At 70.5% G+C, this 17,211-nt stretch carries 15 protein-coding genes; 8 read left to right on the top strand and 7 right to left on the bottom strand.

The window, feature by feature from the left end:
- Window positions 1-6 precede the first annotated feature (6 nt).
- The 3 genes from acnA to QSK18_RS20120 all read left to right on the top strand — a co-directional run bounded on the left by acnA (window position 7) and on the right by QSK18_RS20120 (window position 5,814).
- On the top strand, window positions 7-2,634 hold the full coding sequence (gene acnA, locus QSK18_RS20130) for an aconitate hydratase AcnA (RefSeq protein WP_285621681.1): 2,628 nt from the start codon (window positions 7-9) through the stop codon (window positions 2,632-2,634).
- Between the two features lie 7 nt (window positions 2,635-2,641).
- Window positions 2,642-4,102, top strand: a complete 1,461-nt coding sequence (locus QSK18_RS20125) for a hypothetical protein (protein ID WP_232812633.1) — start codon at window positions 2,642-2,644, stop codon at window positions 4,100-4,102.
- Between the two features lie 77 nt (window positions 4,103-4,179).
- Window positions 4,180-5,814: an FGGY-family carbohydrate kinase gene (locus tag QSK18_RS20120; RefSeq protein WP_285621680.1), complete on the top strand. Its 1,635-nt coding sequence runs from the start codon at window positions 4,180-4,182 to the stop codon at window positions 5,812-5,814.
- Window positions 5,815-5,860: 46 nt separating this feature from the next.
- On the opposite strand, the gene QSK18_RS20115 is transcribed toward QSK18_RS20120, so the two are convergent.
- Both QSK18_RS20115 and QSK18_RS20110 read right to left on the bottom strand, forming a co-directional pair.
- Window positions 5,861-6,316 carry a lysozyme inhibitor LprI family protein gene (locus tag QSK18_RS20115; protein WP_232812635.1) on the bottom strand — a complete coding sequence of 152 codons (456 nt, stop codon included), beginning with the start codon at window positions 6,314-6,316 and terminating at the stop codon, window positions 5,861-5,863.
- Between the two features lie 68 nt (window positions 6,317-6,384).
- The gene (locus QSK18_RS20110) at window positions 6,385-6,765 is read right to left on the bottom strand and encodes a winged helix-turn-helix transcriptional regulator (RefSeq protein WP_232812636.1); all 381 of its coding nucleotides are present in this window, start codon (window positions 6,763-6,765) and stop codon (window positions 6,385-6,387) included.
- A 76-nt stretch (window positions 6,766-6,841) separates the two neighbouring features.
- Here QSK18_RS20110 and QSK18_RS20105 point away from each other — a divergent pair, with 76 nt between their 5' ends.
- Window positions 6,842-7,294 carry a nuclear transport factor 2 family protein gene (locus tag QSK18_RS20105; protein ID WP_285621676.1) on the top strand — a complete coding sequence of 151 codons (453 nt, stop codon included), beginning with the start codon at window positions 6,842-6,844 and terminating at the stop codon, window positions 7,292-7,294.
- Between the two features lie 3 nt (window positions 7,295-7,297).
- Here QSK18_RS20105 and QSK18_RS20100 read toward each other — a convergent pair whose 3' ends face one another.
- On the bottom strand, window positions 7,298-7,975 hold the full coding sequence (locus tag QSK18_RS20100; protein ID WP_285621666.1) for an SDR family NAD(P)-dependent oxidoreductase: 678 nt from the start codon (window positions 7,973-7,975) through the stop codon (window positions 7,298-7,300).
- Window positions 7,976-8,115: 140 nt separating this feature from the next.
- On the opposite strand from QSK18_RS20100, the gene QSK18_RS20095 reads away from it, so the two are divergent.
- From QSK18_RS20095 to QSK18_RS20080, 4 genes are all read left to right on the top strand, one after another.
- Entirely contained in the window at window positions 8,116-8,970 is an 855-nt protein-coding gene (locus QSK18_RS20095) for a helix-turn-helix domain-containing protein (RefSeq protein ID WP_285621659.1), read from the top strand.
- A gap of 72 nt (window positions 8,971-9,042) precedes the next feature.
- A complete protein-coding gene (locus QSK18_RS20090) occupies window positions 9,043-9,987 on the top strand; it encodes an alpha/beta hydrolase (RefSeq protein WP_232812640.1) in 945 nt (314 codons plus the stop codon).
- A gap of 93 nt (window positions 9,988-10,080) precedes the next feature.
- Window positions 10,081-11,763: a long-chain-fatty-acid--CoA ligase gene (locus tag QSK18_RS20085; protein WP_285621656.1), complete on the top strand. Its 1,683-nt coding sequence runs from the start codon at window positions 10,081-10,083 to the stop codon at window positions 11,761-11,763.
- 21 nt (window positions 11,764-11,784) lie between these two features.
- Window positions 11,785-12,690: a heme-dependent oxidative N-demethylase family protein gene (locus QSK18_RS20080; protein WP_285621653.1), complete on the top strand. Its 906-nt coding sequence runs from the start codon at window positions 11,785-11,787 to the stop codon at window positions 12,688-12,690.
- Between the two features lie 27 nt (window positions 12,691-12,717).
- On the opposite strand, the gene QSK18_RS20075 is transcribed toward QSK18_RS20080, so the two are convergent.
- The 4 genes from QSK18_RS20075 to QSK18_RS20060 all read right to left on the bottom strand — a co-directional run bounded on the left by QSK18_RS20075 (window position 12,718) and on the right by QSK18_RS20060 (window position 17,148).
- Entirely contained in the window at window positions 12,718-13,656 is a 939-nt protein-coding gene (locus QSK18_RS20075) for a TIGR03619 family F420-dependent LLM class oxidoreductase (RefSeq protein WP_285621650.1), read from the bottom strand.
- 36 nt (window positions 13,657-13,692) lie between these two features.
- Window positions 13,693-14,187 carry a CBS domain-containing protein gene (locus tag QSK18_RS20070; RefSeq protein WP_232812644.1) on the bottom strand — a complete coding sequence of 165 codons (495 nt, stop codon included), beginning with the start codon at window positions 14,185-14,187 and terminating at the stop codon, window positions 13,693-13,695.
- Window positions 14,188-14,272: 85 nt separating this feature from the next.
- Entirely contained in the window at window positions 14,273-15,622 is a 1,350-nt protein-coding gene (locus QSK18_RS20065) for a carbohydrate-binding protein (protein WP_232812645.1), read from the bottom strand.
- Between the two features lie 77 nt (window positions 15,623-15,699).
- A complete protein-coding gene (locus QSK18_RS20060; RefSeq protein ID WP_285621645.1) occupies window positions 15,700-17,148 on the bottom strand; it encodes a glycosyl hydrolase family 18 protein in 1,449 nt (482 codons plus the stop codon).
- Window positions 17,149-17,211 lie beyond the last annotated feature (63 nt).

The raw sequence follows: 17,211 nt of genomic DNA, 5'->3' as shown, positions 1-17,211 counted from the left end.
ACCCTCATGGCCTCCGTTTCGAATGGCAAAGACGCCTTCGACACCCGGCGCGAGCTCATGGCAGCCGGGCGGAGCTGGTCGATCCACGACCTGACCCGGCTGGACAGCGAGCACCTGCCCTACAGCCTGAAGATCCTGCTGGAGAGCCTGCTCCGGGCTCAGGCGCACGAGCAGGTGCAGGCTCTGCTGGGCTGGAGCGCGGACGCGACCCCGGATGCGGCTGTGGACCTGTACCCGGGGCGGCTGTTCCTGCACGACACCAACGGCGTGCCCACCCTGGTCGACCTGGCCGGGATGCGCGACGCGGTGGCCGATCTCGGGCTTGACCCGGCGCTGGTCAACCCGATGATCCCGGCCCAGCTGGTGGCCGACCACTCGGTGATCGCCGAGGCGTTCGCCCGGCCTGACGCACGGCAGCTGAACGTGCAGATCGAGTACCGGCGCAACCGCGAGCGTTACCGGTTCCTGAAATGGGGTCAGGCCGCACTGCCGGACTTCGTGGTGGTGCCGCCCGGCACCGGGATCATGCACCAGGTCAACATCGAGTACCTGGCGCAGGTCGTGGTGGATGCGGGGGAGTGGGCCTACCCGGACGTGTGCCTGGGCACCGACTCGCACACCACCATGGTCAACGGGCTGGGGGTGCTGGGCTGGGGCATCGGCGGGATCGAGGGCGAGGCGGTGCTGCTGGGCCAGCCGTTGTCGCTGCCCCTGCCGCCGGTGGTCGGCTTCCGGCTGGAAGGTGAACTGCCGCCGGGCAGTACGAGCACCGACCTGGTGCTCACGGTCACCCAGATGTTGCGCCGGCACGGGGTGGTGGGCAAGTTCGTCGAGTTCGTCGGGCCGGGGGTGAGCGGCCTGACCGTGGCCGACCGGGCCACCATCGCGAACATGGGCCCTGAGTACGGCTCCACGGCAGCCATGTTCGCCATCGACGACGAAACCCTGCGCTACCTGCGGATGACCGGCCGCAGCGCTGGCCACGTGGATCTGGTGGAGCGCTACGCCAAGGAGCAGGGGCTGTGGTTCGAGCCCGACTCGCCCGTGCGCTACAGCGAGAACATCACCCTCGACCTGTCCACCGTGGAGGCCTCGCTGGCCGGCCCGCGCCGGCCGCAGGACAGGGTGGCGCTGAGTTCTTCCCAGAACGCTTTCGCCACCGAGGTGGGCGGGCAGCGTCACCGCAGCACGATCGTCCTCAATCAGGAAGAACACGAAATTGAGGACGGGGCGGTCGCCATCGCGGCGATCACCTCGTGCACGAACACCTCGAACCCGTCGGTGATGGTCGCTGCCGGGCTTTTGGCCCGAAACGCGGTGCAGCGTGGGCTTTCTTCCAAACCCTGGGTCAAGACCACGCTTTCGCCGGGTTCCCGGGTGGTCATGGACTACTACGCCGCGGCCGGTCTCACCGGGGACCTGGAGAAGCTGGGCTTCCACCTGACCGGGTTCGGCTGCATGACCTGCATCGGCGCCTCTGGGCCGCTGATCCCCGAGGTCACGGCCGCGGCGCACGAGGGTGTCCGGGTGGTGTCGGTGCTCTCCGGCAATCGCAACTTCGAGGGCCGGATCAACCCCGACGTGCCCCTGAACTACCTGGCCTCGCCGCCGCTGGTGGTGGCCTACGCCCTGGCCGGCACGATGGACCGCGACCTGACCACCGAGCCGCTGGGCACCGGCAGCGACGGCGAACCGGTTTATCTGCGCGACATCTGGCCCACCGAGGCCGAGGTGCAGCAGGTCATCGGTGCCAGCCTCGACGCCGACATGTTCACCGATGCCTACGCCAGCGTCTTCGACGGCGGCGCCGAGTGGCAGGCGCTGCCCGCGGAAGCTTCGACCACCTTCGACTGGGACCCGGACTCCAGTTACGTGCGCCGCCCGCCCCATCTCGACGGTTTCACCGAGCAGCCCCGGCCGGTCGGTGACATCCACGGCGCCCGGGTGCTGGTGAAGCTCGGCGACTCGGTGACCACCGACCACATCTCCCCGGCCGGCGCGATCCCCACCTCTACCGTGGCCGGGCGTTACCTGGCCGGGCTCGGGAACAAGCCGTCCGAGTTCAACACCTACGCCTCCCGCCGGGGCAACCACGAGGTGATGGTGCGGGGCACCTTCGCGAACGTCCGGCTACGCAACGAACTGGTCGCCCCCACCGTGGGCGGGGTCACCAAGTGCTTCGCCCGCGACGGCGAGGTGCTGCCGGTCTACGAGGCCGCCCTGGCCTACCAGGCCCAGGGCACACCGTTGGTGGTGCTGGCCGGAAAGGAATACGGCAGCGGCAGTTCCCGCGACTGGGCCGCCAAAGGCCCCGCGCTGCTGGGCGTGCGGGCCGTGCTGGCCCAGTCGTTCGAGCGCATCCACCGCTCGAACCTGATCGGGATGGGCATTCTGCCCCTGGAGTTCCGGCCCGGGCAGAACGCCCAGACGCTCGGTCTGAGCGGCGAGGAGGAGTTCGACGTGCTCGGCCTGGAACCGCTGGGCCGGGGGGTGCGACCGGAACACGTCACCGTGCGGGCCGGTTCGCACACCTTCGAGATGATTGTGCGCCTCGACACCCCCCGCGAGGTCGACTACTACCGGCAGGGCGGGATCATGCCCTACGTGCTCCGCTCGATGCTGGCCCGGCAATGATGGGGGCATGGCAACGCAACACCAGGCCTGGATCACGCCCCGGGCCGACGAGCCCCTGCGGAGGCTGAGCCGCTTCGACGGCACCACCTTCCACCCGGTCGAGCCGGGCAGCGTCAAGGCCGGCTTCGTCCACGTGTTCGTGCACGGCTGGCAGCCCGGCTTCTGGCTGCAGGAACGCTTCCACGCCGTGGGTGACCTGGTCAGCGCCCTGCCCGCCTGGGACCCGCGGCTGATCGACCCGACCGGGCGCACGCTCAGCTCGTACTACCTGCAGTTGCTGGAGGCCCTGGCCGGCCTGGGGCCCGAGCACTGCGTGCTGCACTACTCGTGGCTGGACGAGTCGGCCACCGACGCCGAACTGTTCCTGGCCTACCGTTCGCGTCAGGCCACCCAGATCAACGGCCGCCGGCTCGCCCTGGCCCTGCAGCAGGCCCTGCATCAGACGGGGAGCGAGCCGGACGCCCGGATCCAGCTGATCGGGCACAGCCACGGCAGCGCCGTCGCCGTGCACGCCGCCGCGGCCCTGGAGAAGGGGCCCGAACAGGTGACGTTGCTCGACGCCCCGGAGAACCGGCTGTCCCGGTTGAGCGGGGCGGCCAACCTGATGGACGTGGTGCTGCCGCGCCTCACGCCGGGGCGTACCGAGGGGCGGACGTTCGTCGACTCGTACTCGTCCGTGTTCGGCAGCCCCTACCACCGCATGCCCGGCCTGTCCGGGGTGGTCGACGTCATGCTCACCCCCGGCAACGCCCCCAGCCACCACGTGGTGCGCGCGGTCAACGCCGCCCACCTGTACGCGGTGGACTGGTACGCCCGCTCGGTGCGCGAGGCCACCCGCGGCGTGGGTTACGGCTGGTCACCGCTGGCCGGCGCCGCCGTGGCCCGCCTGCACCCGGCCTACCGCTCGCTGTGGCCCCTGCGTCCCCTGGAACTGACCCGCATGCCCGAGGTGGCCTGGAAGCCCTGGGAGCGGCGGATCGAGGCCCGGGCCGTCCGGCGGGGTCGGATCACCGGGGCCGAGCTGCAGCTGGATCCGGCCCGGCCGACCGCTGCCATGATCCTCAGCAGTCTGCCCGGCGACGGGCTGATCGAGTTCGACGTGGAGGTGGAGGGCGGCGACGGCAGCGAGCAGGTGCAGCTCGACCTGGACGCGATCACCGTCTACGTGGCCCAGGCCCGCTACCCGGTTCCGCCGTCCGGGCGGTACGTGATGCTGGCCGACGGCCGCCCGGGCGACCATCTGCTCACCGCCCGGCTGGTGGTGGGCGACCCCGACTCGCAGGTGAAGGTCAGGGTCACGAACGTCACCATCGTCTCCTGGCCCGCGGCCGCCCCCGGCTTCACCTTCCGCCGCCTGGCCTGGACCACGTTCACCTCCGGCGCGCTCAGCGGCAGCGTGGCGACGGTGCTGGTAGGCGCCGGTCTGGCCGGGCTCCGGCGGCGCCTGCGGGGGCGCAGCCAGGGGTGAGGGCCGACCCGCGTTGCCAAGACCATGATCATGGTGCTGAAGTTCAGCCGACAGACAGACCAGGACGGGACAGAAACATGACTTCGGGTACCTCGGCCACCGGCGACACGGCGGCGGCACGGCAGGCCATCGACGAGGGGCGCACCGCGCTGGGCATCGAGCTGGGCTCGACGCGGATCAAGGCCACGCTGATCGACGAGTCCGGCCGGGCCCTGGCCTCCGGCTCCTCCACCTGGGAGAACCAGTTCGTCGAGGGGCTGTGGACGTACTCGCTGGAGGCCGTGCACGCCGGCCTGCGCGAGGCCTACGCCGACCTGACGGCCGAGGTCGCCCGGGCCTACGGAGTGACCCCGAGCACCTACGGCTCGCTCGGCGTCTCGGCGATGATGCACGGCTACCTCGCCTTCGACGCCGACGGTGAGCTGCTGGTGCCGTTCCGGACCTGGCGCAACACCAACACCGGGCCCGCGGCCGAGACGCTCTCGCAGTCGTTCGGGGTCAACATCCCGCTGCGCTGGTCGGTGGCGCACTACTTCCAGGCCCTGCTCGACAGCGAGGCCCACGTGGCCCGGGTGAGCTCGCTCACCACCCTGGCCGGCTACGTGCACAAGCTGCTCTCCGGCCAGAACGTGCTGGGCGTCGGCGACGCCTCCGGCATGTTCCCGATCGACGCGGCCACCGGTGGCTACGACGCCACGCTGCTGCAGCGCTTCGACGAGCTGGCCTCGGCGAAGGGCGCCCCGACCGGCCTGCTCGAACTGCTGCCGCCCGTGCTCCCGGCCGGGGCCGAGGCCGGCACCCTGACCGCCGAGGGCGCGGCCGTGCTCGACCCCAGCGGCACCCTGCAGCCGGGCGCCCCGCTGTGCCCGCCCGAGGGCGACGCCGGCACCGGCATGGTGGCCACCAACGCGGTGGCCAAGCGCACCGGCAACGTCAGCGCCGGCACCAGCATCTTCGCCATGGTGGTGCTGGAGCGCCCGCTGGCCAACATGCACCACGAGATCGACGTGGTCACCACCCCCGAGGGCCTGCCGGTGGCGATGGTGCACTGCAACAACGGCTCCAGCGAACTGGGCGCCTGGGTGGGCATCTTCGCGGAGTTCGCGGCCGCCCTGGGCGTCAAGGCCGAGTCCGACCAGATCTTCGGGGCGGTGCTCGGCAACGCGCTGGAGGCCGGTGACGGCGCCGACGGCCTGCTCGCCTACAACCTGCTCTCCGGCGAGCCGATCGCCGGAACCGACGAAGGACGTCCGTTGTTCGTGCGGACCCCCGGATCCCGGCTCACGCTGGCCGGTTTCGGGCGGGCGCAGCTGTACGGCGTGTTCGCCACGCTGAGCCTGGGCATGCGCATCCTGGCCTCCGAGGGCGTCGCGGTGGACACGATGTTCGCGCACGGCGGCCTGTTCCGCACCGGCGGTGTGGCTCAGCGGGTGCTCGCCGCCGCGGTCGGCTCCCCGGTGGCCGTGGGCGAGGGCGCCGGCGAGGGTGGCTCGTGGGGCATCGCCCTGCTGGCCGCCTACACCCGCGCGGTCAAGGACGGCTCGGCGGCCGGCCGTGACCTCGGAACCTGGCTGAACGAGACGGTTTTCGCCGCCACCGCGGTCGAGCCGGTGACGCCGTCGGAGCAGGACGTGGCCGACTACGCCGCCTACCTCGAGCGCTGGCAGGCCGGTCTGGCCGTGCAGCACGCGGCGATCAAGGCCATCAGCTGACCTGATCCGCCGGCACTGAGGGAGGGCACCGTCACGGTGCCCTCCCTCAGTGCTGCAACTTGTTCAGCCGCTTCTTGCTCAGCTGAAGCATCTTCTGCGCCGACCGGATCGAGTCGATGCTCCCGCCCTGGCGCACCTCCCGGGCCTCGGCCGCGCGCTTCTTCAGCCACTGCGCGTCGTTCTTCAGGTAGGCCCGCCGCTGCTGGTCGGAGCCGGCCTCGGAAAAGCGTTCTTTCTGCAGGGCATTGATCTTCTTGTCGGTGCTGACGACCTTCTTCAGGAAGCAGTTCGTCATCTCGAGGGTGTTGCCCTCGGGGTCGCACGCGCCGACCGGCGTGGTGAACGGCTCCTGAATCGGCTTGTATTCCAGCGTCCCAGCGGTCGAGACCTGGTTCTGCGCGCTCGCGCCGCCGGCCGTGGCCAGGGCGGTGCCGACGATCGCGGTGGTGGCGACGGCGGCGCCGGCCAGGGTCGTGACGCTGCGGTTGAAGGACGTGCGCATCAGTCTCTCCTCGAACGGGATGTGGTTCTTCGGAACACCTACTGAGATGCACCCCGGCCCGGAAAAGTTCAGAGTCGGCGCGGTCGTAGGTGTTCCTCGGCCCAGCGGGTGAGCTCGGTGAGGGCCGGGCGGATCGCCGCGCCGTGCTCGGTGAGCTCGTAACGCACCCGGATCGGCCGGCCGTCGAGCACCGTGCGGGTGACCAGGCCCAGCTCGACCAGTTCGACCAGCCGCTCGTTCAGCACCCGGTCGCTGATCCCGGGAATGCCCCGCCGTAGCTCGCTGAAGAACACCGGGCCCTGCAGCAGGGTGCTCCACACCACGCCCGTCCAGCGCTTTCCCAGCAGGGTCATGACCTGCGACAGCGGCTCGCTCAGGGTCTCGCACACGCCGCCCTCGCCGGCCGGGCCGAACAGCTGCGCCCCCTCGTCACCCAGGTCGCTTGACATGCCTCGTCACCTCAACTTACGTTTCACAAGTCACTTACAAAAAGTGAGTAGCAAACCTCTCTTCAAAGGATCCCACATGGACGTCGAGGCCCTGGAACGGCGCGTGCAGCAGCTGGAGGACCGGGAGGCGATCATCGCGGCGGTGGTCGAGTACGCCCGGGCGATCGACCGGGCCGACTGGCAGGCCTACGGCGACCTGCACACCGACCCGGTCCACATCGACTTCTCCGAGGCCGGGCTACCGCCGGCCGACTTCCCTCGCGAGCAGTTCGTCGGCTTCGCCGCCCAGAACCTCGAGACCTGGGACGCCCGCCAGCACCTGAGCACCAACCACCAGGTGCGGTTCGACGGCGACGACCGGGCGGTCTGCGCGTCGTACCTGTACGCCCAGCACTACCGCAAGGGTGAGCCGGTCTATCTGATGCGCGGCTGGTACGACCACCACCTGGTGCGGGTCGAGGGCGCCTGGTGGATCAGTGGCGTGGTTCAGCACATCAGCTGGCTCGAGGGAGCCCCCGAAACCCGATAAGGGTCACCAGGGCAGCGGGCCGTTCTCGTCGACGAAGGTCCCGGTCGGGCCGTCAGCGCCCAGGTCGGCCATGCGCACGACCACGCGGGCGCTCTCCCGCGGGTCACGCCCACCTTCGAAGCCCTCGGTCATGTCGGTGGTGGTGAAGCCGGGCTCCACGGCGTTGAACCTGATGTCGGTCTGGAACTTGGCGTACTGCATGGTGAGCATGGTGGCGGCGGACTTCGAGGCGCCGTAGATCGCGATGTTGAGCGGGAAGTCCGGGCCGGTGGTCACGCCGAACGAGCCGGCGGAGCTGGAGACGGTGACCACGTTCGGGTTGGCCGAGCGGCGCAGCAGGGGCAGCGCCGCCTCGGTGACCCGCACGATGCCGACCGCGTTCACGTTGAAGGTGCGCAGCGCGGAAGGACCGTCGAACGGCCCGAACTCCTGCACCCCCGCGTTGTTCACCAGGACGTCGAGCCGGCCCTCGGCCGCCTCGACGGTCTTGAACGCGGCGGCCACCGAGGCGTCGTCGGTGACGTCGATCGCCACGAAGTGGGCGCCGATCGAGTCGGCGGCGGCCTGACCGCGTTCGGCGTCCCGGGCGCCCAGGTAGACCGTGTGGCCGAGCTCGGTCAGCTGCTTGGCGGTCTCGAAGCCGATGCCCTTGTTGGCGCCGGTGATCAGGGTGATGGTCATACGTTTCCTCCTTGTCCAAGGGCCCCTGGGGGGGCGATGGGAAACGTACGAACCGGCCGGGGAGGCCAGCCAGGATCCTGAGGAGCCGGGGGCCTGGCAGGACCCCGGCTACCCGGCCCGGGCCGTCTTATGGTGGCCAGGTGAGTGAGACGACGAGTGGCCTCGGGGCCTTCCTGCGCGCCCGGCGTGAGCTGGTGACGCCGCAGCAGGCCGGGATCCCGGCCGTCGGGGTGCGGCGCACGCCCGGCCTGCGGCGCGAGGAGGTCGCGATGCTGGCCGGCATCAGCGCCGACTACTACCTGCGGCTGGAACGCGGGCGCGATCGCCGTCCCTCGGTGCAGGTGCTGGAGTCGATCGCCCGGGTGCTGCAGCTGAACGACGAGCACCTGGCCCATCTGCTCTCCCTGGCCGCCGAAGGCCCCCGGCACCGTCGTCGTCGCCCGCGCAAGGAGGTCGTGCCGCCCGGCGCGCTGCGCCTGCTGGACTCGCTGGTGCAACCGGCCTTCATCGAGGGCCGCTACCTCGACGTGCTGGCCTCCAACCGGCTGGCCCGGGCGCTGTCACCAGGACTGCAGGTCGGGCGCAACCAGCTGCGAGACATGTTCCTCGACCAGGCCGAGCAGGCGTACTACCCCTCCTGGGAGGCCATGGCCGAGTGCTACGTGGCCGGCTTCCGCAAGGCGGTGGGCAACGACGTCGACGATCCCCGGTTCATCGAGCTGACCGGCGAACTGTCGCTGGCCAGCCCGCTGTTCGGCCGGCTGTGGGCCCGGCACGAGGTGCGCGAGCAGACCGAGACCCTGCTGACGGTGAACCACCCGCAGGTCGGGCGGATCCGGCTGAACCGGGAACGGCTGAGCATCGACGGCTCCGAGGGGCTGCGGATGGTCGTGTACTACCCCGATCCCGCCTCGGGCGACGCCGACCGGCTCGCCCTTCTGGCCTCCGCGGACCTGCCCGTGACCAAGGCGACCTCGGCGCCATCGGCGCGTTGAATCGTCCTTAATTCGTAGTTCTGGCCCTCGCAGTGCTAGGAATTCCCATCCAATTGCTGGGGTGGGGGAGTAATGAAGCGTCGGATCGGGCTGGGCCTCGGGGCCGTGGTGGTGGTGCTCGCCCTGCTGGTCGGGCTGCTGTACGTCTGGCCGCTCGGCAGCGACCGGTTACGCAATGCCGAGCCGGACGTGCTGTCGTTCGAACTGGCCGCCAAGGCCGGAAACGTCGCGGTGGAAGAAGATACGGCGAATCCCCAGGTGCGCAGCGAGTGCCGCAGCATGCTGCGGGTGCACCCGCGCAAGACCGCGCGGGCGGTGCTCATGCTGCACGGCTACACCAGCTGCCCGAAGGACTACGCGGAACTGGCCGACGTCTTCTACGAGCGCGGGTACAACGTCTACGTGCCGCGCGAGCCGCACCACGGGCTGCAGGACGTGACCGAGGCCAGCCAGGTCGCTTCCGACGGGCTGGCCGACTACGCGGACGAGGCGCTGAACGTGGCGGCCGGCCTGGGCGAGGAGACCGGCGTGATCGGCCTGTCCGGCGGCGGGGTCCTGGCCACCTGGCTGGCCGAGTACCGCTCCGACGCGGTCAGCCGGCTGCTGGTGCTCTCGCCGTTCTACCAGCCCGCGGCCTCGCAGGCCCCGCCGTTCGTGGTGCGGCCCCTGATCGTTCTCTACGGCAACCGGGTGCTGCCCGACCGCACCGTCGGCGACCTGAACTTCACCCTCAGCGGCCTGGCCCAGTACCTGCGGGTGCGGCGCAACTACCGCGACGACCCGGTCAACGACCGGCTTCAGCACGTCGCGGTGGCGGTCTCGCACGCCGACCCCTACATCGACCTGGACGTGGCCACCGACATCCCGACCGGGATCGCCGAGGCCAACGACCTGAAGGTGGCCACCCACGAGTTCCCGGAGCAGGAGGCCCTGCCGCACAACATCGTGCGCCCGGACTACCTGGGGGAGCGGGCGGACGAGGTGAACGAGCTGTACGTGGAGCTCTACGAAGGCTGAACAGCTGGGCAGACGGTCCCGATGGCGCACGGGAACTCAGGACCCCGTAACCTACGTTGGCGTAGGTTCACCCCCCTTCACGAAGGAGTTCGCGTGCCCGACCCGTCGATCTGGGCAGGTTCCTACGGACCAGGAGTCCCGCTCCACCTCGAGTACGGCGACGAGACCCTGGTCGACCAGCTCGAGAACACGATCGGGCGCTTCGGCGACCGCCCGGCCCTGGAGTTCCTCGGGCGTTCCACCAGCTACACCGAGTTCGGCGACCAGGTGGCCCGGGCCGCCGAGGGCCTGCGTGGGCTCGGGGTGCGCGCGGGCGACCACGTGGCCCTGCTGATGCCTACCTGCCCGCAGCACCTGGTGGCCTTCCACGCCGTGCTGCGCCTCGGCGCCACCGCGGTCGAGCACAACCCGCTGTACACCACCGGCGAGCTGAAGAAGCCGTTCGCCGACCACCAGGCGAAGGTGGCCCTGGTCTGGGACAAGGCGGTGAAGACGATCGCGCCGATCCTGCGCGATCCGCAGATGGCCCTGCAGACCGTGGTCACCCTGGACATGACCCAGGACCTGCCGCTGGCCAAGCGGCTGGCGCTGCGCCTGCCGGTGGCCAAGGCCCGTGCCACCCGCGAGGAGATGACCGCCGCGGCCCCCGGGTTCCCGAAGTTCGCCGACCTGGTCAAGGCTGCCCCGCTGGACCCGGCCCATCCCCGGCCGGGCGCCGACGACGTGGCCCTGCTGCTGTACACCTCGGGCACCAGCGGCACCCCCAAGGGCGTCCCGCTGCTGCACCGCAACGTGGTCGCCAACTGCGCCCAGGGTGTGGCGTGGGTACCGGAGCTCAAGTACGGCCAGGAGCGATGGCTGTCGTCGCTGCCGATGTTCCACGCCTACGGCCTGACGGTGGGCCTGCTGTGCGGTATCCGGGCCGGCGCCGAGCTGGTGCTGCTGCCCAAGCCCGACACCGCGCTGATGGTCGACGCGCTCAAGCGCCGTGAGCCCACCTTCGTGCCCGGGGTGCCGCCGATCTACCGGCGCATCCTGGAAGAGGCCAAGCGGCGCGGAGTCTCGATGCAGAGCATGCGCTTCTCCATCTCGGGAGCCATGGCGCTGCCGGCCGAGCTGGTCCAGGAGTGGCAGAGCGCCACCGGCGGCTCGCTGGTCGAGGGCTACGGCCTGACCGAGACCGCCCCCCTGGTGATCGGCAACCCGATGAATCAGCCCCGCCCCGGCTCGATCGGTGTCCCCGTGCCGGACACGCTGGTACGCATCGTCGACCCGGAGAACCCGGGCCAGGAAGTGCCTCTGGGCGAGCGCGGTGAGCTGGTGGTCAAGGGCCCGCAGGTGTTCGGCGGTTACCGCGACCGGCCCGAGGAGACCGCCGAGGTGCTCGACGCCGACGGCTGGTTCCGCACCGGCGACATCGTGACCATGGCCGAGGACGGGTACATCTCGGTGGTCGACCGGATCAAGGAGGTGGTGATCGTCGGCGGCTTCAACGTCTACCCCAGCGAGGTGGAGGAGGTCCTGCGCTCCCACCCCAGCGTGCAGGAGGCGGCCGTGGTGGGCGTGCCCGACGAGGACGGGCACGACGAGGTGGTGGCCGCGGTGGTGGCCGCCGAGGGCCAGTCGATCGACCAGGACGCCCTGGGGGCCTTCCTGCGTGAGGAGCTGACCCGCTACAAGGTCCCGCGCCGGTTCGTGCCGGTGGAGAAGCTGCCGGTCAACCCGATGGGCAAGGTGCTGCGCCGCGAGGTCGCCGATCTGGTGAAGAAAAGCTAGGCGTTCACGCACACTGGAGCGATGAGGACCTCGCCCGAAGAGCTCGAGGCGGCGCTCCCGGCCGAGGCGCTGCGGGCGGACGACGCGTGGTGGCCGAAACCGGCCCCACGCCCGTTCCGGCACGTGGTCGGCGCGCGCACCCTGCCCCCGCAGCAGTGGCTGCGCCCTCGGCCGCTGGATGCGCCGTTGGTGCGCTGGCGCCGGGCGCTGCTCGATGCCGAGGGCGAGCGGGCGTTCGCAGCGTTGCCGGGCACCGAGGTCGCCGGGCAGGTGCTGCTCGACCTGCTGCGCCCGATGCTGGGTGAGGAACCGGATCCGCCCTCGCCGTCGGGGCATCCGCTCGACGTGGCCGGGCGGCTGGTGGCCGAGGACCTGTGCCTGGTGGACATCGGCGACGGCCGCCCCCGGCTGGTGGGCGCCAGCCTGGCCATGCCGAACCGCTGGCTGCTGGCCGAGAAGCTGGGCCAGGACATGGTCGGGATCCACGTGCCGGTGCCCGGTTACGCCGACCAGCTCTCGGCCGCGGTGGACAAGTTCCTCACCTCGCTGCGGGAGAACCGCATCATGACCCGGGCCAACTGGGCGATCACCGACGACCCGCGCCTGTACCAGCCGGCCGCCGATTCCCGCGCCCGGCAGGGGATCCGGGTGCGCACCGGGCAGGAAGCGGCCGAGGCCCTGCATGTTCGGGTGGAGTACCAGACCCTTCGCCTGCTTCCGGCGCCGGCTCGCAACAGCGTGCTGTTCACCATTCGCACCGCGCACGAACCGCTCTCGGCGCTCGCCGACCGTCCGGCGGTGGCCGCCGACCTGGCCTCCACGATCGAGGTCATGCCCGCGGCCGACCTGGAGTACAAGGGTGTGCTGCCCTATCGCGATCCGGTTCTGGCCTTGTTGCAGCAGTTTTCGAACAATGGACGGGTGTAGCGCACCGATCGCTCGGGGGAGGCCGCGCTACAGTCCGGCCGCGCGCACGGCGGAGTGGAACGCGGCGGCCCAGTCCAGCAGCTCGGCCCGGTCACGGGCAGCGCTGGACGAGGCCAGGAAGACGTGGTCCACCCCGGCCTCGGCCAGCGCGGCCACGTCCTCCGTGAGCTGCTCGAAGTCGCCTGCGTAGGCGGCCCGCCCGGCGGTGGTGACCCGCTCGAAGTCGCGCTTGATCACCTGGGTGATGCAGCCGATCTCGCCCGGGTCGCGCCCGTGGTCGGCGGCCGTCTGCCGTAGCTGGGTGAGCTGGGTGCCGATCTGTGCGGGCGTGAGGTTGGTCGGGAGCCAGCCGTCGGCGCGCCGGGCGATCCGGTCCAGCGCCCTGCCCCGGCCGCCACCCAGCACCACCGGGATCCGGCGGGCGGGCTTGGGCCCGACGGTGGCCGGCGTTATCTCGTAACGCTCGTTGTGGAACTTGACCGGGTCCGGGCCCCACACCGCCTCGGCCACGTCGAGGAACTCGTCGAGGGCGGCGCCCCGCTCGGCGAACGGCCGCGGCGCGGTGGCCTGGTACTCGTCGATCGACCAGCCGGTGCCTAGCCCGGCGATCAGCCGGCCGCCGATGATCTCGTCGACGCTGGCCAGGGTCTTGGCCAGGCGCACGGGCAGGTGCAGGGGAGCCACGAGCACGTTGGTGCCGAGCTCGATGCGCGAGGTCACGGCCCCGGCGGTGGTCAGCACGGTCAGCGGCTCGGGGGCGTCGCGGTAGTAGTCCGGCCAGGGCACGTCCGGCATCTGGAACAGCCCGTGGGCCCCGCTCCCGCTCTGGTCTTCGGGCACCAGCAGACGCTCGAACGCCCAGGCGCTGTCCAGCCCGATCTCCTCGTAGCCCCGGGCCACCGCGGCGACGTCGGTGCGCAGGTCGTACCAGTGCAACTGCGGAAGGCTCATCCCGAGCTTGATCACCAGCGGCTCCTCCTGACCGGGGACGGAAGCCGCAGGCTATCCGGAATGTCCGGAATTCTGAACGGTGGCCGGAGCACAGGGTCGTTCGCCCCGCTCCGCAGCCCGGGAGGCGACGTCCCGGTCCGAACAGAACCCCGTGAGCCGGCGCTTCAGACACAGAAGCCCGACCAGTCGTCCATCGGTATCGACCACTGCCCGCCGCCGCTGCCCAGCCGCCACCAGCACCTGCCGCGCCTCCTCGGCCGAGAGGGAAGCGCTGAGCGTGCGCTCCTGCAGGCTGGCGTGGGCCAGTGCGGCGCCGGCGGCGGCGTCTGCGAGATCGTCGCGCACCAGGGTGCCGGCCAGTCGCTCGTCCGCCTCCACCAGCAGCAGCATGTGCACGTGGTCGTCGTCGAAGGCGGCCCTGGCCTGGGCGACGGTGGCCCCGGCAGGCAGGGTCTTGGGCCGCTGCAGCAGCACATCGGCCACCAGCAGACCGACGAGTTCGCCGGGCGCTCGGGTACTGCCGGTACTGCCGGTACCGCCCGCCATCGCTTCCACATCCTTCACAGACCGGTGTGCCCTCCCAGCATGACCTGAGAGGGCACTTCCCGTCCTGGCGGGGGTCGGTTGTGCGTCAGTTGCGGAAGGTGAAACTGTCCAGATCCACGAAGTCCGAGGGCTGACCCGACTTGAAGGTGAGGTAGACGTCGTGGTTGCCGGTGACCCCGGACAGGGCTCCGGGCACGTCCCGGTAACTCGTCCAGCCACCGGTGTTGCCGACCGCGATGGTGGAGACCGGGGCTGCGGTGGCACTGTCCAGTCTGACCTCGATCAGCCCGCTCACCCCGCTCGCGGCTCCCGAGGCGACCCGGGCCACGAACGTGCGGGCCGGGTTGGTGCCGAAGCGGACGCCCTTGTACACGGCCTGGTCGCCGTTGGAGATGTAGCCGAGCTTCACCCCGTCGACCACCTGTGTGCCGGACTGGCTGTCGAAGCTCTCGGCCTGGATGGTGCCGTAGGCGTCGCGGCTACCGCCGGTGGGCGGTGGGGTGGTGGGTGGCGGGGTGGTGCCGCCGTTCTTCTGCGAGACGGTGACGTAGTCGACGATCATCGGGACGCCGGAAGCGGTCTGCGCGGTCGGGGGACCGGGCCAGCTGCCGCCGACCGCCACGTTGAGGATCAGGAAGAAACCGTGGTGGGTGGCGTTGTTCCAGGTCGTCGCGTCCATCTGATTGGCGTTGACGGAGAAGAACTGCTGGCCGTCGACGTACCAGCGCAACTGTTCCGGTGAGGTGCTGCGGTCGAGTTCCACGGCGTAGGTGTGGAATCCGGCCTGGGGTGAGGGGTTCAGGTTGGCCCGGCTGCCGCTGAGGCCGCTGAACTCGTTGCACGGGCCGCCGGGGGCGACGCCGCAGTGCAGGGTGCCGTAGACGGTGTTCTGGCCGTTCACGTTCTCCAGCACGTCGATCTCGCCGACGCCGGGCCAGTTGGTGTAATTGCCGCGGAAGGCCTCACCCAGCGACCAGAATGCCGGCCAGATGCCCTGCGCCGCAGCGCCGGTGACGTTCGGCAGCTGGATGCGGCTCTCGAACCGCACCACACCGCCGGCCGGGGCCGCGAAATTGGTGCGCTGCGTCTCGATCCGGGCCGACGTCCAGTTGCCGGCCGAGTCCCGCCGGGGCGTGATCCGCAGATTGCCGCTGCCGTCCAGACTCACGTTCTGGGTGCTGTTGGTGTGGTAGGCGATCTCGCCGGTGCCCCAGTTGGCGGCGCCGCCGGGGTAGTTGTGGCCGATGTCGAAGATCCAGTTGGCCGAGGAGGGAAGGGTGTTCGCCGAGCCGTTGAAGTCGTCGCTCCAGACCGTGGTGAAACCGGCCGGCGGCGAAGGAACGGCAGCGGTGGCCATGGATGCCCCCAGTCCCAGCGACGATGCGATCAGGACCGAGCTTACGGCTGTGGCGAGGAGGTTTCTACGTTTGGGCATGGTGATCCTCTACGTCGAGTTTCACGATGGTGAAAGGGCGCCCGGCCGGCCCCCCGCCGGACCGGGCGCCCGCCGGACTAGCTCAGGCCGTTGGCAACGGCCTTGGTCAGTTCCGCGTTGGACGTGTCACCGGAGAGGTCCCAGAAGAACGACCCGCCCAGGCTCTGCTGCTTGGCGTAGGTCATCTTCCCGGCGATGCTGGCCGGCGTGTCGTAGCTCCACCAGTTGCTGCCGCACTTGGCGTAGGCGGTGCCGGCGACCGTGCCCGTGGCCGGGCAGCTGTTCTTCAGGACCTTGTAGTCCTCGATGCCCGGCTCGTAGGTACCCGCGGCCGGCCCGGTGGCCGATCCGCCCGGAGCCGCCTGGGTCACGCCGGTCCAGCCGCGACCGTAGAAACCGATCCCCAGCAGCAGTTTCGAGCTGGGGATGCCCAGGCTCTTGAGCTTCTTGATCGCGGTGTCGGAGTCGAAGCCCGGGTTCGGCGCTCCGGTCCAGCCGGTGAGCGGGGAGTGCGGCGCGGTCGGGCCGTCCGCGTCGAAGGCGCCGTAGAAGTCGTACGTCATGGGCAGGTACCAGTCCACGTACTGGGCGGCCCCGGCGTAGTCGGCCTTGGAGATCTTGCCGCCGGGCGTGCCGTCGGCGGTGATCGCGGAGGTGACCAGGTCCTTCCCGAACTCGGTGCGCAGCGCCTGCATCAGCTTGCGGTAGGCGTCGAAACCGCTGGTGTCGGTGCTCAGACCGGTGGCGTTGGGGTACTCCCAGTCGATGTCGATGCCGTCGAACACGTCGGCCCAGCGCGGGTCCTCGACCAGGGCCCGGCACGACTTGGCGAATCCGGCCGGGTCCTGCGCCGCCTGACCGAAGCCGCCCGACCAGGTCCAGCCGCCGAACGACCAGATCACCTTCAGGTTGGGGTGCTTCTTCTTCAGCTGGCGCAGCTGGTTGAAGTTACCGGCCAGCGGCGAGTCCCAGGCGTCGGCCGTGCCGCTGACCGAGTCGGCCGCGGTGAACGTCTTCTGGTAGTCGGCGTAGGCGTCGCCGATCACGCACTTTCCGCCGGTGACGTTGCCGAAGGCGTAGTTGATGTGGGTCAGCCGGGCCGCGGCCCCGCTGGTGTCCAGCGCCTTGACCTGGAAGTTGCGCTGGTAGGTGCTCCAGTTGGTGTAGTAGCCGATCACCTTCTTGCCGTTGGTGCTCGGCGGGGGAGTGGTGGTCGGCGGCGGAGTGGTGGGCGGAGTGGTCGGGTCGGTGCCACCGCAGGCGCCGTTGTCCACCCACACGTTCTGGGCGTTGTTGCCCGGGATGTCGCCCTGCGTCCACCATTTCGCGGTCCAGGTGTGACCCTGGTAAGTGACCACGTTGCCGCCGACGTAGGCGACGTCGCGGACCCAGTTCGGGCCGGTGCAGGCCGCGGCGGCCCGGGCGGTGGGGGTGGCGGCCTGTGCGCCGGCCGGGACGAGGGTGGCGATCAGGCCCACCGTTGCAGTGGCCGCAAGGCAGGCAGCAGCCAGTCGAACACGTTTCATGAGTTTCCCTTCAGGGCGGGAGACATGATTAGTGAGGAGGGTTTACATATTGCTCCCACAAGG

The organism is Kineosporia sp. NBRC 101677 (genome assembly GCF_030269265.1).
In the GTDB taxonomy this organism is placed as follows: Bacteria; Actinomycetota; Actinomycetes; order Actinomycetales; family Kineosporiaceae; genus Kineosporia; species Kineosporia rhizophila.
This window is presented reverse-complemented; position numbering and strand designations above follow the sequence as displayed.